Here is an 18,231-nt window from a genome sequence, read left to right as displayed (position 1 = left end):
TGCCCGAAAAGGAGCTTGCTTTCTTATTACTGCATAAAATTAAATTGTTTAATCATTCGGTTAATCATCGCTGCTGCTTCAGCACGGGTAACAGTGCCCTGAGGAACAATTTGATCTTCAGTTCTTCCAGCCATAATTCCTAAAGAAATCGCCTTATTCATATTATCTACAGCCCAAGGTTTCACCTGGTTGGCATCTTTAAATTGTTCTATAACTACATCTTCTACTCCAAGTGGCCCATTGACGTGCTGTAATGCTCTTATAATCATTACAACCATCTCTTCTCGTGTAATAGTACGGTGTGGCCTGAACGTATGATCTTCATACCCACTCACTAAGTCTGCCATTTCAGCAGCAAAAACACTGTCAGCATACCATCTGATTGGGTTGACGTCCTTGAGTTGAATTAAGTCAGGGGTATCATCTGATTGCAACCCTAATGCCCGAGTTATAAAGGCTGCGAACTCAGCGCGAGTGACGTGTTGATCTGGTGCAAATTGACTATCACCGATGCCGTGAACAATCAAGTGATCTGATAAGTAATCCACACTTTTATTTGCCCAATGTTTTTCACTCAAATCAACAAACACTTGATTATCTGTTCGAACAACATAATACGTATAATTTCCTTCTTGATAAAATTCAGCCCTATATTGTCCATTTTCATCTTTAACAATCCTGGATGGAACGGGTTTGATTCGCCCTTTTTGATCCATGACTACGGTTAATTGGCTTGGATCTGTTACATCAATCGATATTTGACGTTTAGGATAATTTGTAATGTGACCAATAAAAGAATTAATTGTTTTCGATTCTCCATTTGTATTTTTGACTAATGAAAAATCTACAAAAGGACTAACAATTTCATTGAACCGGTCTTCAGCCCTTTTCTTTACTTCTCCTGTTACGGATTTTATTTCTAATTTTAATTTTGAATCGGAATGAAAACTCATCAATCTCATTAATTCCATAGGAAAAGTCAAAGTACCATGACGAGATTCCAATTTAAAATACTTTGTATCCGTTAAATTCATATTGAATAATAGAGGTGAAACTAATTGAATAGATATTGCATCTCGAGCAACTTCGTGTTCAAATGCATGGTCGCTTTGCACCATATCCGTGATATCTAATTCCACAGTTTTTGAAAAGTCTTTATTAATCGGGTCTAAATGTTCAAAAGAAACCTCAACTTTTTCACCATCTAAAATATTTTTACCTACGACTGGTTTGACCACAAAGCTTACGTTTTCCCCGTTAAACATGCTTCTCTCATCATTCGTTAATTGGTATGATGTATCATTTACTTGCGTCAACTCAAAGAAATCCTGCATGTTGTTTGTTTTAAACATTACCTTATATTGGTTTGCCTTGGTTTCGTACCAGGATAAAGTTAAATCTTCTCCAGACCAATTCGATTGCACCTCTAGTGGACTCACTTCATTTACACTCTTTAGTTCATCATACTTTAAAACATAAGGTGAACCTTGATCTACAACATAGAGGATCAACTCTCCTTGTTGATTGATTACCGCTTCTTCAACCTGATCATCCTCATAAGGAAAACTAATAACCTTCTTAGTTAAATCTTCTTTATCATAAACACCTAAGTCTGTTACCACGTACTGATTGGAGACATGAATAATATCCTCATCAAAATGGTGAGTTATATTTGTGATGTCCTGCTCTGATATTTGTTGTTGTGCATGGTATATATGTTGACTATCAACAAAAATCTTGTAACTAGGCTTTTCATAGCCATAACTATTATCAGACTCTGATTCTTTAATCGTTAGATCATCAGGCTGAATAGAATAAAGAAGCCCCCCCATACTTCGTTCGCCAGCAATAATAACATCTTGATTAGAGTCATATGCTAAAGACGGTCTAGCAAATCTATAAGTACTATTAGTAAAGTTTGTTGTGACTAGAGATTCTTTTAGACTGTCTAGTTGGACTTCATAAATATGAGAATCAACTTCATCACTTGCATAGTATAGGGATTGCCCATCTGTTGTTATCTGATATGGTATAACAGATGTAGAAAAAGTCGATTTTTCACCACCATCTATTATAGTGATTTGAGTAGCCCCAGAATTTGCAATATACAATTTCCCATTATCTGTACGCACTAGATCTATAGGGTTTGAACCGATATAACGTTCATTAATAACTTCTAATGTAGCCATATCAATTGTTAGTAAAGAGTTATTTGTTCGTGACACCGCATAGATTAGATTATTTTCATCATCTTTTACCCAACTGGTAATATCATGTTGTAAAGACAACTTTTGGTTGATTACTGTTGTCTGTTGCGGCTTAAATGATGAATCTAAATTAAAGTTCTTTTTATAAATCGTAGAAGTATCTGAATCGTAAAGGTAAACTTGATCCATGGACTCAGCTAAAATATACCTCGTTTCAAACGATAAATCAGCTACTTTTAAATAGGTATGACGACTATAAATCGCAACTTGACTAAAAACAAAGTTATCCGTCACAGCATAGAAAGTTTCTTTATAGCCTTCTTTTATATAATCCCCGTTCACTCTATCTAGTTGATTTAGGTCATAACTTTTACCTGCATAGAATATTTCTTCACCATCAAGCAGTACATTCTTACTAGGTCTGCCCTCCTTAATCGGTGACATCGTTGCTGTACTTTGTACTAATTCATTCGACTCATTAAACTTATAGACATCAAAGTTCACTGATCCAGTAGCAATCAATTCCCCTGAGTCTGTAGATTCCAAATCTGGATGGGCGAGCCCCCTTAAAGAAGACAACCCTTCTTCTGTCCCCTCATCCGAATTAACAAAATAAACATCATATTGGTTACTATAATATAAACGGTTGTCGATGACTTCAATACGATCCGGTTCCTTATTCAGCTTTATCTTTTGAATAACCGTATTCGAATTTAAATCAACATTAACAGCCTGTTGATCCTCTTCCGTAGATAACCAAAGACTATCTTCAATAAGATCTAAGTCACGAACTGGACCTGAACCAACGTCAATAGATTTCAATACAGAAAAAGTCTCTTCTGATATGATTAATAAGCTGCCCTCTTCTGTACCAGCATAAATTTGCTGCCTTCCAGCATCCAACGTCCATGATGTGATTGACTCATCTATTTTTAAAGTACCCTGTGTCGTGGAACTAGCATGAGATTCGCTGGCTGAGCTCACACTTAGAACACCTAGTACAAATATAATTACAAATAAGCCTCGCAAATAGTACTTATGTAACTCCCCTTTTCACAAAAAAACTTTGCATACCCTTAGGTACACAAAGTTCTATGTGTATATTCCATATTATTATAATGGGGATAGGTAGACGGAAGAAATAGTATAAAAGTCTTGCCAGGCAAAGACGTAAATTTAACAACACTCCGCATTACTGATTTAAAGCCATTTCATAACATACCCTTGCTAATATTTACATACAAACTAGTTCAAATGTTCTATCAACCAAATTTGACCCCTTCACAATTACCCAAGCCCACCCTTTTCAACCTAATTAATAATAAAATAAAGTAACTTATACAATAATATAAGAGATAAGTTTGGGAATCCTGTGAAAGGAATGTTTATGTCATGTTAAATTATCAGGTGTTGAACTACAGTTTTCAAAATCTCAAAGAGAAAAACATGACGTTTGAACAAGTGTTTGAGCATATACTAAAATTCATGCGGTTGGATCCGAATGGAAACTATAAACTCATGATTGGAACCGATTCACAAGTTCATCCTGACCATACGACCTTTATAACCGGAATCGTTATTCAAAATGTCGGAAAAGGTGTATGGGCTTGTCTGCGTAAAATTACGATCCCCAGAAAAGTCACAAATCTGCATGAGAAAATTTCCTACGAAACCTCTCTCTCCGAAGATGTATTTTCAATGTTTACCCAGGAACGAAAAGATGATATGTTTGAAATTGTCTTACCTCATGTAGACCGTGGTGCGAGCTTTACGATTGAAGGACATATTGATATCGGTGCAGGTGAACGGAACAAAACACGACGGTTCATCAATGAAATGGTGGCACGAATTGAGTCTATGGGTGCAGAGCCTAAAATCAAACCTGATGCATTTGTCGCAAGTTCTTATGCGAATCGTTATACTAAGTAAGAATCTCTCCCCTTTTAAGAACGACTACCCCTCTACTTTTTCCGACAATTTTCAACTAATTTTGCGTTATTTCATAAAGTGTATTATGATAGACAGAGCATTAGTTCTAAATATCTATGGTGGTGTTAATCTTGAGTGAAAAGTCACAAACAAATTACATAGCAGTAACTAATGAAGAAAAGAAAATGTTGCTACAACCTTTAGAAAAAAAGAAGCAGCCAAAATACATAGCATTTTTAATTCCTTTGGTTGCTGTCCCAATATTGATTATCTCCCTGTTATAGGGACCTCCCCAAGTGATCAGAACTGATCACTTTTTTTATTATTACCAAGAAAACTTTTCATAAATAATTAAGAAATTAATGTAATTTTTTGTCTCATTCTATCCGTATCCTGTGATATGATTAATTTAAATACATATAAAAAAACATAAGAAAGGAATACGAGTATGAAGAAAGTTTACATATTTTTATTAGTTGCAATAATGCTAGTGCTTGTTGGATGTGGTGATGATAGCCAACAAACCGATGAAAAGAACGAACCTGTAGAAGAGGCAGTCGCTTCTGAAAGCACTGAAGATGAAGAAACAGAAAAAGAGGAAGAACCTGAGCCTGAAGAGGAACCTGAAAAAGAGGAAGAACCTGTTTATAATGGACCCGTTTCCGTTACTACAGGGTTACCTATTGATGACGAAAATGCTGCATCGAAAAGGTTTTCAATTATGATTGAAAACTCTCCAAAAGCTCGCCCGCATACAGGGCTAGTTAATGCTGATGTGGTGTATGAAATGCATGTAGAAGGTCTGGTTACGCGTTTTCTAGCCATCTACAGTGATGATATACCTGAGAAAATCGGACCCGCTCGAAGCTCAAGACATTACTATTTACCGGTAGCTGAATCGTGGGATATCCCTTACATTCATTACGGCGGCTCACCTCAAGCATATGCTAAATTTCCAACTCTATCAGTTCCTAGAATTGACGGGATTTATAGCGGAAAACATTTCAAGAGAGACACAAGCAGACGAGCGCCGCACAATGCTTATTTTTACACTGAACCATTAGACCCTATCGAAAATCAGCCAGTGAATAATAAGTTTGAATTCGACAAGGAAGCAACTTATGATCAAACTCAACCTGCGACGACTCTAGACATCAGATATAACAACTTTACACATGTTGCCTATGAATATGATTCTGAAGCCAATGTTTATAAACGTTCTTTAGAAGGAAACCCTCATGCCGATCGAGTAACTGGCGAACAAATCAAGGCAAGTAATATCATTGTGATGTACGCCAAGCATAACGTCATTCCTGGTGACACGGCAGGGCGGATTAATATTACATTGTCAGGCCAAGGCGATGCTCAGTTTTTCTTTAATGGCGAAGTTGTAGAAGGTATGTGGAAAAATGAAAGTGGAAATATCCGCTACTATGTGAACGGTGAAGTCATTAAACTGCAGCCAGGGAAAACATGGGTTCAAGTCGTTAATACGACAAAACGTGATACTGTTTCTTACTAAAAATATTAAAGTGATGCTGCCAAATCGCAGCATCACTTTTTTATGCCAAAAATCAATCAAACGTTTGATTGATTCAGTCTAATAAAAACAATCCTAGAAACATATGGAATCTCTCCCCTCTTTTCCATAAATAAACACACAATTGTCACCAATTAATTTCGAATTTTAGTTGTCGGACCACTTAACTTACCGTTATAATGGTGAGAGTGTTTTTATCTATATTTAAAATCCAGGAGAGATATCATGCGTATTTTAATCACTGGGTCGACCGGTTTTTTAGGCACACAACTAGCTAAAAAACTTCTATTAGAAGGTCACCACGTCTATTTATTAGTTCGTAGTCAACAAAAAGCAGATGCTTTATTAAATAATCTTCATGAATATAAAAATGATATTACGCCCCTAATCGGTGAATTAACCCAAGAAAACCTATGGCTTGCAGAGGAAAAAATAAAAGAGTTAAACGGTCAAATCGATGCAATTTATCACACAGCCGCGCTACTTTCTTTTGATGAATCCAAGCGGGACGAGCTTTTTCATGTGAATGTCAACGGAACTAAAAACGCTCTAGAATTCGCTCAACATATCAACGTCAAGCGATTCATTCATGTAAGCACAGCTTATACTCTCGGTACAAGAGATGTAGGTCAGGAATCCCTTTACCCTAAGTCACAAGAGTTTCGTAACTCTTATGAAGAAAGTAAGGCTAAGGCTGAACATCTTGTCATGACGTACAAAAATCAATTCGAGGTCTTAATTATGAGACCATCGATTATTATTGGGGATTCAGAAACAGGCGAAGCCGATACAACATTCGGTTTATACGGCATTATTCGTACGATTGAAATCTTGAAGAAAAAGTCAGAGCGCAGTCAAAACAACCAAACTTATCGATTGGTTCTAGACGAAGATTCAGTATCGAATCTTGTACCTGTTGATTATGTGGTGAAGGTGCTCGTGCTAGGTTTAACATACGGTCAACCAGAGACGGTTTACAATATCACTAACCCTAATCCGCCACAAAACAAAGCCGTATTCGTAGCTATTACCCATAGTTTAGACTTTGACCAGGTTGAGCTCATTCCTAATGAGGATGCGCACCTATTAACACAAGAAGAAATCAATATGAACAAACCTATTGAAGTCTTTAAAGAATACCTGAACACGTCGGTCACATTCGAAGACAACAACACGCGCGAACTATTACAACAAGCTAACCAAGATGGTATAGCGATGGATCGTGACACACTCCTTCGAATTATAGACGGTTTTATAAATAGATAAAAAGAGGTGAGAATCATCTCCACTAACCAGCGTCTACTTCATCATAAGATGTATAAACATGATAACCCTTTAAATGATACATGGGTCGTTTTATTACATGGCCTAGGTGGAAATTCAGTTATATGGAAAAAACAAATCGAATCATTTACTGAGCATTACAATGTGATTACCATTGATTTACCTGGGCACTATCCGAATGAGCCTTTAGCCAAATGGGAGTTTAACAATTCATTTGAAATCTGTGCGGATATGATTATGGACGTGCTCAACCATCACTATATTCAAAAAGCCCACCTTGTTGGTATTTCATTAGGCTCGGTTATTATTCATCAAATGATCCAACAGTATCCGAACCGAATCGCATCAGCCGTATTAGGTGGCGCAATTACAGAGTTTAACTGGTTTTCCAAAATGCTATTAAAAGCGGGAAATTATCTGAAGAAGGTTCTACCCTATATCTGGCTTTACGCCATTTTCGCACATGTGATTATGCCGCGAAAACACCATAAAAAAGCAAGATGGATCTTCATTCGAGAAGCTAAAAAAATGGGGAGCCATGCATTTTTAAAATGGTTCTCTCTCGCGAACGATATTACAAGAACGCCAATTGGAGTCAATGAATCTAGCATTCCGAGACTCTACCTTTCTGGATCTGAGGACTACTTATTTATTAGTAAGTTGAACGAATTTCTAGAGAATGACTCTTATGGAGAACTTGTACAAATTCCAGAGTGTGGACATGTGTGTAATATCGAGAAACCGGAGATGTTTAATAAACTGACGATCGGGTTTATGAATCAACAGGTGAACTTAGAGAGAGTCAGAAAAGTATCTAATTAGTTTAATATATAGTCAATACATGAACTTGTATTGGCTATTTTTATAGCCAAAATAAAAAGAACCATCTCTTCCATCTTTGGAAAGTTGGTTCTTATGCTTGGTACGATATAACATATCCTTTTTAGTTTTCGTTTTTCTTGTCCTCATATCAGTAAAAGCAAAAGGGCTTCTACTTAATTCAGGACTCCGCTTCCCTTCTCGTTGCATTTTTTCTCGAATTTTCTTCGCTCTTGATTTACCCAATGGTATCACCTCAAAATATAATATTAGATATACATTATACCATTTATTGCCTCATTTCGTCCCCACCTTCAACCTTTTCGTAAGCTCGACAAAAACACCCCATTTAATATGAGAACAGAACCTATCATCACACTAATAGTAACCACTTCGCCTAATAACAACCATCCAAAGTACAACCCAAATACAGGTACTAACAGCGAAGGCATCGTCGCACTGACCATATCAAGATTACCAATTAACATAAACCATACCGTGAAACAAAGTGCACTCGCCAATACACCTGTAAATGCGACATAATAGATACTCTCTACTGACCACACAATTGGCTCCCCGCCTTCAGCGACCCATGCGACCAATGCTATTCCAATTGTTCCAAAGAGCATCTGATAAGCGTTCACTTGAAACTTCGACAAATGACCTAATTTAAGTCGATAATAAATATTCGAAGCACCCCATGAAACGGCTGATAAGACAATGAGTAATTCCCCTATGATAACATCTGCTGTCTGATGACTTAGAGCATCTGCACCCATGACAATTAAAAGACCTGTAATTCCAAACACGATACCTCCTGAGCGTACGGGCGATATAGGTTCCTTAAGAAAAATTGCTGCGAACAATCCGCTCCATAAAGGCATGGAGTATAATAATAACGACGATTTTCCAGCATCAATAAAATTCAGGGCATACATGACTAATGTGAAAACGACACTTGTTTGCAAAATCCCGACAACGACAAGGTGAGGTATGGCAGATCGAGGCGGTCTCCCAATTCGTGATAGCCACACAATACACATCATTACTACAGCACCTGTTACAAATCGCAATGCTGAAAAGGTTTGCGGCCCCATGTAACGAAGCGCATCTTTCATTAAGATCCATGAGTAACCCCATATCAGAGTAATTAGTAGAATAAGAATCCATTGCATTGATTTTTGCTTCATTATTTTGTCTATCGATTGCATGAAATTCTCCTAGATTTATTGCTAATAATTATATCACTATATTAACATGTATAAATTTCATTAGGGGATTAATGTTATTTGAGACCACCTGTACATCTTTCCGTTCACTCACTTTTATGAATATAAACTGTCACGTAACACATATATTGTACGTCTTATTATAAAAATGGAATTTGGGAGGACTAAAATTGTTAAAAACAATATCGTTAACATTAGGCGCACTTCTTATGATTGGAGGTATGGGGTACTATTTTAGTAGTGACATATCTGAAGCGACTAACTTAATCATTGAAAATCAAGATGAGACTAATAAACAGTCGAATAATCAAAAGGAATCCAATTCACAAAACAAACAGCCTAAAGAAAAGAAAAATTTAGATCAAGAAAACTCAAAAGAGGCAAATTCATCAAACCAAGAAAAATCATCAGATGATGAAATGACCAAACAGAAAGCCGAAGCTACTATTCGACAAAGTTTACGTATTAGTGAAGATTCAAAGTATAAAGTTGAAATGGATCATAAAAACAATGATGGGGACTATATCTTCAATGTGTACGAAGTTGTTGAACAAGAAGGCAATTCACACACCGCAACATATGGTTGGTATAAAGTTGACGCAGAAAACGGTGGTGTTGAAGATCTTTTTAAATAAAAAGACATTAGTACGGTGATCGGAGCGCACAACTAAAGTCTTCATTATAAAATAATGTCATATTTCAAGCGTTAAAATAAATTTATCAAGCGATACCTAAAAATATCAAACATCAACTAAACTATTTCAAGCATGACCAAATCCGAATTAAGCATTTGGTATTAAAAATCAAGCATTACCCACCAGTTAATTAACCCAAAAAAGCTATGATGGGCTCCCCCACCATAGCTTTCTCTTCTATTACTCTATTTTTATAATTAACTCTTGACCGTCCAACTTGATAGTTACAATTCGGTTTTCTTGATCCCAGCTTATATCGGCACCAACCGATTCAGCAATGAAACGTACAGGTACCATAGTCTTGCTGTTAATGATTTGTGGTGGAGTATCTAAAGTGATAGATGCACCATTGAAAGTAGCGACGGTTGAATCAATTTGAAGACCGATAGTTATATTACCCCTTGTAGCTCCAACTTTTTTAGTTGCATTATCCCAAGTTACTTTTGCACCAACTGCTTCAAAAATGCTTCTTAATGGAAGTAACGTTCTACCATTAACAATAACTCCACCATCTAATGTTGAACCACCCATCCACTCGTGAAATTCAGTCATAATCGCTTGAGTATTTGTCCCTGGGTTGATCCATTCCCACTTGAAGTATTTCATGAACTGGTCAACACCATTTTGGCCCCAGTGTTCTCTAACTTCTTCCATATCAAAACCATCCTGAAGCGCAAATTCCTCTGCATACAATTGTCTAACTGTCTTTACATCAAAAATTTTATGTGGCGAATAAAACGGACCTTCGTACCTTTCACCATTCACAAGTGTATGCGTACTACGTCCCCATCCCCATAAGTTACCTTCTTTATCCAAAGCCAAAATACCTAAGTCGTGAGCATCGACAGATTCCATAGCTGGAATTCCTTCGATTGGGGTTGGAGTACCATCTTTATAATCCTGATCTTCAATTCCTCTACCCAGATGGCCCCACTCATTAATGCCCCATGAATAAATCGTTCCATCCTCTGTTAAAGCGAATGCTCCGTGATCGCCAGCCGCCACATCCACCACATTGTTAAGATTAGGAATTGGCGTACCTTTTTGCAGGTTTAAAATCTTATCATTTTTCGTTAAACCTAGCATATGACCATGTCGACCTGTCACATAAACTTTCCCATCGTCTGAAACAAAGTAAGCTCTGCGGTGATGTGCGGCAACATCAACAATTTTCACATCGCTTTCTCCGTCAAAAGTGACCTTGTATGGACTGCTATAAAAGTCATGATCAGGGTAAGATAAATGATCAGATCCTCCCCATGCATAAACACTTCCAGAATCACTAATAGCAAAGCATCTACTTTCTCCCTCTACAACAATTTTATCAATTGGTTCTGGAAAGTTTAGTTCGATTGGTTTCTTATATATGTCTTTATCTTCTCCTTTTAATAAAACACCGGCCTGATTCTTACCCCAGCCGTAAACTTTCCCATCAGCTGCTAACGCTATGTAAGCGAAACCAGGATGCTCCACCTGTACAAGATTCTCCGGAAGACCAGGGACTTTTGTCATTGGCCAGTACGGATGATAGGCGTCAGGGTCATACTCACCTCGTAAATAGTTATCACCGCCAGCAATATATGCCCATACGTAAACTTCCCCATCTTTTGTTAAAACTATTTCGTCATCCATATCTTTCATGTTACCGTAAATTGGGTGTACGGTTCCTCTTGGTGGTCGAGGACGTTCTGGATAATAATGCTTCCACCTTGTGTCAGCTATATCTTCAGCACCGAACCCCCACATCGCTCCATCCTGCGTAATAAAATAACCGTCCGCTCTGTTTTTGTTTGTTTCAATTAGAACCTCAGATGCGTCAAATTCACTTTCCTCATACCCATTCACCGCATCCATCCATTCACCTGCAAACACATTTGTCGCTCCAAACCCACCTATAACCATAAGTAAACTTAGAGAAACTGTAAAAACTTTTTTTGAAACCTTTCTCACCGTAGTTCCTCCCTTTTCCACTAAATTGGAAATACCTTTTATAGGTATTCGAGGGAGGGATGAAATATGAATAGAGATGCAAGTTAACCAGTATAAGAGTTTTGCTGATATCTTAACGAGAATTATTGCACAAATCTAGCAATAAAAATAAATTCTGAAAATTTTTATAAAAATAGATGACAAATTTGGGATTTAATTCTATAATCTATTTGGAACGTTCACATGATATAATGGCCGGCCTTTACGATAAGGTAGGGGAGATTAGTTGTATGTCAATGAAATGGAAACAGGATTTGATGAAGTTATAACAAAATTCAAACCAATGATTTACCACATCATCTATAAGCTAAACATTAAAGACCAAGATGGCGAATTCTATCAAGTAGGATTGATCGCATTATTCGAGGCTTATCGTAAATATAAGGACTACCAAACCTTTCCCTAAATTAGCCTACATCACGATCAAAAGCCGCATGATTGACGAGATTCGAAAACGTGCACGCGTAATGAATCACGAGGTTGCAGCAGAACTTATTAACGATCATGCAACCATTATTCCGAACTATAACGAATTTGATCCATCGTTTTGGTTCAAAGTTAAAGAGGAATTAACGGACAAGCAGTGGACTTATGTCCAAAAACGAATTATTGAAGATAAACCTCTAAAACTTATAGCACTAGAAGAACAAACAACCATTGATGCTGTCAGAGGTTGGGGGAAGGAAGTGAAAAGGAAGCTAAAGCCAGTGTTGACGGAGTATATTGATATAGAGTAGTGTAAAAGTACGGCCATCACCGGTTGGTGGTGATGGCTGTTATTACGTTTCTTACGTTTTAAAAACACACATTCTGCTTGTATGACAATGAAACTTATTAAACTAGATTATTGTATTGTCTCCAGATTTAAAATTATTGAAAAGAGGTAAAACGATGAATCATGACTTTGATCGTATTAAATGTCTTAAATATAAACGCTTCTTCAAGAACAAAAATAGGTCTTCATTGACATAATGAATAAAATAAAAACTCCAAATAATAAATTTAATCAATAAAGGTCACTACTGAAAGGTAGTGGCTTTCTTTATGTAATATAGCTCTATTAAATATCCGGAGTGGCTCTAAAAGGTGACAATAGTTGCTCTAGCTCATGGCAATATTCAATAGGGAAATTCAAACCGTTGTTGACACTAATAATTAAAAAATCTATTAACCTAAGAATGCTTCCTATCTTTTCGCATACAATTTAATATTATAATTTTAAGGAGGTAATAAAATGATCGACATTCATAGTCATATATTAGCAGGGTTAGACGATGGAGCTTCTTTAATAGAAGAAAGCCTTGATATAGCAAAAGCAGCAGTTAATGAGGGGATCCACATAATCTATGCAACGCCTCACCATAATCAGCGTTATATATATGACAAAAATCTTGTATATACTAAGGCAAAAGAGTTAAATAGATTACTTCAAGAGAATCATATTAATCTTAACGTACGTGTTGGACAAGAAGTTAGAATTAGGATGGACTTACCAGAACTTCTAAAACAAAATAACGTATTGACTTTAGGAGAAAGCCAATACGTTTTAATAGAGTTTCCATCAACACAAGTACCTCACTACACCAAAGATGTATTTTTTAAACTACAATTAGCTGGGTATCAACCGATTATTGCACACCCCGAGCGAAATATAGAGATTTTGCATAAACCTAATATTCTATACGATTTAATTATTAATGGGGCATTATCCCAAGTAACTGCTGGCAGTGTTGCCGGTAATTTCGGTAAAAAAATCCAAAAGTTAAGTTTTAAGTTAATTGAAGCAAATTTAGTTCATTTTATCGCTTCGGATGCACATAATATAAGCTCTCGTGGCTTCTTCATAAATAATGCATTAGCGAATATTAAACAAAAGTTTGGTCAACCTCCCATAAATTATTTTAAAAAAAATTCTTTACTGTTAGAGGATGGGAAGCATGTAGTTTCGCATGAGCCACATTCTCTAAAAAATAAAAAATTACTATACTTGTTATAATAGGAGATACAGTTAATTAAATTAACTCTTTACTAAAAACCAACCATTTAATAGGTTTTCACGGTTATAATAAAAACGTTCTTTATCTTTATACCTAATGACTTTACCACCAGTAGCTTCAACTATAGCTTGGCCAGCTCCTGTGTCCCACTCCATAGTTGGAGCGAATCTTGGGTAATAATCTGCTTTCCCTTCAGCTACTAAACAAAATTTAAGAGAACTTCCAGATGAAACAACTTCTACCACTTCATGCTTAGTTTCCAGTTCTTTAATAAAAGCTTCAGTTTCATCTGACATGTGTGACCTACTAGCAACCACACGAGTTACTGAGCTATCTCTCAGCTCAGGCAATGGTTCGCTTTTTTGAAGTAATTTTTCTTCATTCATTACCTCAGCACTAGCAGCCTTTTCTAACTTATAAGCCCCTTTTCCGATAACACCAAAATATAATGTATCCAATGCTGGGGCATAAATCATACCTACTGATGGATATCCACCTTCGATCAATGCAATATTGACTGTAAACTCACCGTTCTTCTTAATAAATTCCTTTGTCCCATCTAGTGGATCAACTAACCAAAACTCCTTCCAATCTTTACGTTCTTCATATGGAATTTCTTGTCCCTCTTCACTTAGTACTGGAATTCTGGAATTAATTTTTTTGAGCCCTTTCATTATGGAATGATGAGCTCTTTGGTCAGCCTGAGTGAGAGGTGAATCATCATCTTTAAATTCAACGTCAAAGTCTTGTCCGTATACACCTAAGATTTCTTTCCCTGCATCTATAGTTACTTTATATAAATCATATAAATTAACATGTTTCATTTAATCACCTTCCAAAAATATTAGAACCACACAAAATTAACTATGACTACTGTTGTTACCATAACTAACACACTTAATGGCACACCTACTTTTATATAATCACTAAATTTATAACCACCAGGGCCATAAACAATTAAGTTCGTTTGATACCCAATGGGTGTAATAAAACTTGCTGAAGCTGCAATCGCTATAATGATTGCAATTCCCATGTAATTGACATCTAATGCTGAAGCTACCTCTAATCCAATAGGTAACATTAATACAGCTGCAGCACTATTAGTAATCACTTCAGTAAAAAAATTAGTTAATAAATATAGAGCAATCAATATCACAAAAATTCCAAATGGTTTACCAAATGATAATAGACCAGTAGCTAACCATTCAGCTAGCCCACTTTTTGTCATGGCTGTTCCAATTCCAAAGGCACTTGCAATTAATAATAAAATATGAAACTGAACATAATTTTTAGCTTCTTCAGGTGTTATGATTTTCATTAAGATTAATAAAAACACACCTAATGTCATTGCCTTAAACATACTCAACCAACCTAGTGTTACTAATAGAATCATAGAAATAAGTACACCAATTGAAAACCAACCTTTTTTCTGGTTTTCTTTTAAGTTAGTGGGGGCTTCTAGTGACGACACAACATAAAAGTCACTTGATTGTTGGTATGTTCGGATAAAATCTGAACCTGCTAGTAAAAGTAAAGTATCGCCAGGTTTCAAAATAATATCCCCAACTTTGCTTTTAATACGCTCATTATTACGATGGACAGCTAATACCCCAGCATCAAACCTTGATCGGAACTGAGCTTGTTTAATTGATTTATCTAAAAGCGAAGATTGATGAGATACAACAGTTTCTACTAATTCAGTATCTCCACTTTTTAGATCCTCTAAATCCAAGTCTGAACCTGTTTCTAATGATAAACCTTTTATCTTTTGAAGGTCAGCGATTGTAGAAATTAGACCGGTAAATATTAAATGGTCACCTTCTTGAATAATGGTTGTGGGACGAACGGGCGATATTCTATCTTTTCCACGCATAATTTCTACTAAGTATAGCCCTTTAAGGTCCCTCAATCCTGCCTCTTGTACAGTATGGTTTATGTAAGAAAAGTCCGATAGTACAGTCATTTCTGCGATGTATTCTTTTGAATCTGCCATAACCTGTTCTCGAAACCCTAAATGATTAGGTAAATTTCGATAACCAAAAGTAAATAAATATATAAAACCAATAATAGTAATGGGTATACCTACGACTGCAAACTGAAATAAGGAAAAACCTTCAAAGCCATAGTCCAACAACATCCCATGTACGACGAGATTGGTCGAAGTGCCAATTAATGTAATCGTTCCACCTAAAATCGTTATGTATGATAAAGGAATTAATATTTTTGAAGGCGCTATCCCTCTTTCTTCACACCATTTTTTTATAATTGGAGTAAACGTAACAACAATGGGTGTATTATTTAAAAATGCTGAGAAAAATGGAAGAGGTAAAAAGAAACGAAACATAGATACCCTAAGATTTTTACTCTTATTTAACCACTTTTTCATGCTCTCTTCGATTATTCCGTGTTTTTGAACTGCACCAGCCACGATAAATAATAAGGCAATCGTTAGCATCCCTTGATTCGAAAAGCCTTTGAGCGCTTCTTCAGGCGTTAACAAACCTGAAAGTAAAAAGACAACAAGAACTGAAAATACAACAATATCAGGCCTTGCAATTTCTAGTAATAAACCAGTTAACATAGCCACAACCATGACTAACACAAATATCATTTCTAAGGACATATGGAATTCTCCATTTCTAAACTTAAGAAGATTTACTTAAATAGTTATAAAGAAAGCTACTACCAAATATAATAGATAGTAGCTTTTATACATTAATCGAGATACTTCATAATTTGCTTCACGACATAATCTGTAGCTTCTTCTAACGAATATTGACTGGTATCAATTTCAATTTCTGGATTAACAGGCTTCTCATACGGGCTAGAAATCCCTGTAAAGTTAGGGATTTCTCCATTTCGAGCTTTCTTGTACAACCCTTTAACATCACGCTTTTCACATTCTTCTAGAGGTGTACTGACATAAATTTCAATATAGCTATCACCAATAACTTCTCTCGCACTATGACGATCACTTTCATAAGGTGAAATAAATGAAGTCAATGTAATAATTCCCGCATCGTTCATTAGCTTTGATACTTCTGCAATACGTCGGATATTCTCAACACGATCGCCTTCTTTAAACCCTAAGTTTTTATTAAGGCCATGACGAACATTATCTCCATCAAGTAACATGGTATGGTGACCAGTCGACACTAACCGTTTTTCAACTTCATTAGCTAAAGTTGACTTACCTGAACCTGAAAGCCCAGTGAACCATAGTGTTAATGGCTTCTGCCCCTTCTGCTGTGCACGAATATCTCTTGTAATATCAGTCTCTTGCCAAACAACATTAGTTGATCGACGAAGAGAATGTTCAATGACACCACAAGCAGAAGTCATATTGCTTACTCGGTCAATTAAGATAAGTCCACCTAATGCTTCATTATTTTCAAATGTATCAAAAACCATATTTTCAGATAATGATATATCACATTCAACTAGTTCATTTTTAAAGATTTGATCTGCTGGGATTTGTTTACCTGTATTAATGTCGATTTTATGTTTAATGGACATGACTGTTCCTGGTAAAGTTTTCGTACCTACTTTTACAAGATAGTTTCTACCAGGAACAAGCTTTGTATCATCCATCCATAAAATAGTTGCGGTAAACATATCCGCACTTTGCATTTGTTTAGATGTCGTTAGAACATTCCCACGTGATACATCTACTTCACGATCTAACTGGATAGTTACTGGCTGTCCATCAATGGCTGAATCTACTTCTTTATCGGTTACTAATAAACTTTGGACTTTAGCTTTTTCTTGACTTGGTAGAGTAATAATTTCATCTCCAACAGAAATATTACCCGCTTCAACTTGCCCTTGGAAACCACGGAATGTGTGGTTTGGTCGGCTCACTCGTTGAACTGGCATAATAAAGTCATCCAATTTATTATCTTTTTGAACATCAACACCTTCTAAATAAGGCAAAAGTGGCATGCCATCGTACCATAAAGTGTTTTCCGAATTAGTCGTTATATTGTCTCCTTCAGTTGCAGAAACAGGAATGACTTGCACACTTTCAATATTGAATCCATGAGTGAGTTGCAAGAAATCTTTTTTAATTTCAGCAAACCTTTTCTCATCAAAGTCTATTAAATCCATTTTATTAACTGCTAATACTAGATGTTTTATCCCCATAAGTGAACAAATGCGAGCATGTCGTTTTGTTTGAGTAATAACACCTTTTGTGGCATCGACTAAAATCACAGCTAAATCTGCAAAGGATGCACCAACTGCCATGTTACGTGTATATTCCTCATGGCCCGGCGTATCGGCCACAATAAACGAACGATTATCAGTTGTAAAATATCGATAAGCGACATCAATTGTGATTCCTTGTTCTCTTTCTGCCATTAAACCATCTAAAAGAAGAGAGTAGTCAATTTCTCCACCACGGCTGCCCACTTTACTATCAAGCTCTAATGCTTTCTCTTGGTCTGCGAATAATAGCTTGGCGTCATATAACATGTGACCAATTAAGGTTGATTTACCATCGTCTACACTTCCGCAAGTGATAAATTTTAGTAGACTCTTCAT

16 protein-coding genes are annotated in these 18,231 nt (G+C 36.3%); 9 read left to right on the top strand and 7 right to left on the bottom strand.

Annotation, left to right across the window (positions count from 1 at the left end; all coding sequences use genetic code 11):
• Positions 1 to 26 precede the first annotated feature (26 nt).
• The gene (locus tag E3U55_RS14185) at positions 27 to 3,191 is read right to left on the bottom strand and encodes an S-layer homology domain-containing protein (protein WP_134341145.1); all 3,165 of its coding nucleotides are present in this window, start codon (positions 3,189 to 3,191) and stop codon (positions 27 to 29) included.
• 408 nt (positions 3,192 to 3,599) lie between these two features.
• Between E3U55_RS14185 and E3U55_RS14180 the strand changes: the two genes are divergently transcribed.
• The 5 genes from E3U55_RS14180 (at position 3,600) to E3U55_RS14165 (ending at position 7,782) form a co-directional block, all read left to right on the top strand.
• A complete protein-coding gene (locus E3U55_RS14180; protein ID WP_134341144.1) occupies positions 3,600 to 4,136 on the top strand; it encodes a ribonuclease H-like YkuK family protein in 537 nt (178 codons plus the stop codon).
• Between the two features lie 131 nt (positions 4,137 to 4,267).
• Positions 4,268 to 4,420 carry a hypothetical protein gene (locus E3U55_RS17445; protein WP_153801957.1) on the top strand — a complete coding sequence of 51 codons (153 nt, stop codon included), beginning with the start codon at positions 4,268 to 4,270 and terminating at the stop codon, positions 4,418 to 4,420.
• A 164-nt stretch (positions 4,421 to 4,584) separates the two neighbouring features.
• Complete coding sequence (locus E3U55_RS14175; RefSeq protein ID WP_134341143.1) at positions 4,585 to 5,658, top strand: DUF3048 domain-containing protein; 1,074 nt, start codon at positions 4,585 to 4,587, stop codon at positions 5,656 to 5,658.
• A 243-nt stretch (positions 5,659 to 5,901) separates the two neighbouring features.
• A complete protein-coding gene (locus E3U55_RS14170) occupies positions 5,902 to 6,942 on the top strand; it encodes an SDR family NAD(P)-dependent oxidoreductase (protein ID WP_134341142.1) in 1,041 nt (346 codons plus the stop codon).
• Positions 6,943 to 6,948: 6 nt separating this feature from the next.
• Entirely contained in the window at positions 6,949 to 7,782 is an 834-nt protein-coding gene (locus E3U55_RS14165) for an alpha/beta fold hydrolase (protein ID WP_134341141.1), read from the top strand.
• Between the two features lie 12 nt (positions 7,783 to 7,794).
• Here E3U55_RS14165 and E3U55_RS14160 read toward each other — a convergent pair whose 3' ends face one another.
• Both E3U55_RS14160 and E3U55_RS14155 read right to left on the bottom strand, forming a co-directional pair.
• Positions 7,795 to 8,025: a hypothetical protein gene (locus tag E3U55_RS14160; RefSeq protein WP_134341140.1), complete on the bottom strand. Its 231-nt coding sequence runs from the start codon at positions 8,023 to 8,025 to the stop codon at positions 7,795 to 7,797.
• A 68-nt stretch (positions 8,026 to 8,093) separates the two neighbouring features.
• Positions 8,094 to 8,990 (bottom strand): DMT family transporter, encoded by an 897-nt coding sequence (locus E3U55_RS14155; protein ID WP_228547579.1) that lies wholly within the window; start codon positions 8,988 to 8,990, stop codon positions 8,094 to 8,096.
• 188 nt (positions 8,991 to 9,178) lie between these two features.
• Between E3U55_RS14155 and E3U55_RS14150 the strand changes: the two genes are divergently transcribed.
• Positions 9,179 to 9,643 (top strand): hypothetical protein, encoded by a 465-nt coding sequence (locus tag E3U55_RS14150; RefSeq protein ID WP_134341139.1) that lies wholly within the window; start codon positions 9,179 to 9,181, stop codon positions 9,641 to 9,643.
• A gap of 240 nt (positions 9,644 to 9,883) precedes the next feature.
• Here E3U55_RS14150 and E3U55_RS14145 read toward each other — a convergent pair whose 3' ends face one another.
• Positions 9,884 to 11,653: a stalk domain-containing protein gene (locus E3U55_RS14145; RefSeq protein ID WP_134341138.1), complete on the bottom strand. Its 1,770-nt coding sequence runs from the start codon at positions 11,651 to 11,653 to the stop codon at positions 9,884 to 9,886.
• Positions 11,654 to 11,918: 265 nt separating this feature from the next.
• Here E3U55_RS14145 and E3U55_RS14140 point away from each other — a divergent pair, with 265 nt between their 5' ends.
• The 3 genes from E3U55_RS14140 (at position 11,919) to E3U55_RS14130 (ending at position 13,688) form a co-directional block, all read left to right on the top strand.
• Positions 11,919 to 12,098, top strand: coding sequence for a hypothetical protein (locus E3U55_RS14140; RefSeq protein WP_134341137.1), 180 nt, complete (start codon positions 11,919 to 11,921; stop codon positions 12,096 to 12,098).
• Positions 12,099 to 12,126: 28 nt separating this feature from the next.
• Positions 12,127 to 12,429 (top strand): hypothetical protein, encoded by a 303-nt coding sequence (locus tag E3U55_RS14135; protein WP_134341136.1) that lies wholly within the window; start codon positions 12,127 to 12,129, stop codon positions 12,427 to 12,429.
• A 497-nt stretch (positions 12,430 to 12,926) separates the two neighbouring features.
• The gene (locus tag E3U55_RS14130; RefSeq protein WP_134341135.1) at positions 12,927 to 13,688 is read left to right on the top strand and encodes a tyrosine-protein phosphatase; all 762 of its coding nucleotides are present in this window, start codon (positions 12,927 to 12,929) and stop codon (positions 13,686 to 13,688) included.
• A gap of 21 nt (positions 13,689 to 13,709) precedes the next feature.
• Here E3U55_RS14130 and cysQ read toward each other — a convergent pair whose 3' ends face one another.
• From cysQ to cysC, 3 genes are all read right to left on the bottom strand, one after another.
• Positions 13,710 to 14,513 (bottom strand): 3'(2'),5'-bisphosphate nucleotidase CysQ, encoded by an 804-nt coding sequence (gene cysQ / locus E3U55_RS14125; RefSeq protein WP_134341134.1) that lies wholly within the window; start codon positions 14,511 to 14,513, stop codon positions 13,710 to 13,712.
• A gap of 20 nt (positions 14,514 to 14,533) precedes the next feature.
• Complete coding sequence (locus tag E3U55_RS14120; RefSeq protein WP_134341133.1) at positions 14,534 to 16,312, bottom strand: SLC13 family permease; 1,779 nt, start codon at positions 16,310 to 16,312, stop codon at positions 14,534 to 14,536.
• 92 nt (positions 16,313 to 16,404) lie between these two features.
• Positions 16,405 to 18,231 (bottom strand): adenylyl-sulfate kinase, encoded by a 1,827-nt coding sequence (gene cysC / locus E3U55_RS14115; protein WP_134341132.1) that lies wholly within the window; start codon positions 18,229 to 18,231, stop codon positions 16,405 to 16,407.

It is taken from the genome of Filobacillus milosensis (genome assembly GCF_004402015.1).
GTDB classification, from domain to species: Bacteria; Bacillota; Bacilli; order Bacillales; family Alkalibacillaceae; genus Filobacillus; species Filobacillus milosensis.
The sequence above is the reverse complement of the archived record's forward strand: the minus strand, read 5'-3'. Positions and strand labels throughout refer to the sequence as shown.

Coding starts and splice junctions, on each gene's coding strand:
- E3U55_RS14155 (WP_228547579.1), bottom strand. CDS start 8,990: ATGCAATCGATAGACAAAATAATGAAGCAAAAATCAATGCAATGGATT.
- E3U55_RS14180 (WP_134341144.1), top strand. CDS start 3,600: ATGTTAAATTATCAGGTGTTGAACTACAGTTTTCAAAATCTCAAAGAG.
- E3U55_RS14130 (WP_134341135.1), top strand. CDS start 12,927: ATGATCGACATTCATAGTCATATATTAGCAGGGTTAGACGATGGAGCT.
- E3U55_RS14175 (WP_134341143.1), top strand. CDS start 4,585: ATGAAGAAAGTTTACATATTTTTATTAGTTGCAATAATGCTAGTGCTT.
- cysQ (WP_134341134.1), bottom strand. CDS start 14,513: ATGAAACATGTTAATTTATATGATTTATATAAAGTAACTATAGATGCA.
- E3U55_RS14120 (WP_134341133.1), bottom strand. CDS start 16,312: ATGTCCTTAGAAATGATATTTGTGTTAGTCATGGTTGTGGCTATGTTA.
- E3U55_RS14170 (WP_134341142.1), top strand. CDS start 5,902: ATGCGTATTTTAATCACTGGGTCGACCGGTTTTTTAGGCACACAACTA.
- E3U55_RS14135 (WP_134341136.1), top strand. CDS start 12,127: ATGATTGACGAGATTCGAAAACGTGCACGCGTAATGAATCACGAGGTT.
- cysC (WP_134341132.1), bottom strand. CDS start 18,231: ATGAAGAGTCTACTAAAATTTATCACTTGCGGAAGTGTAGACGATGGT.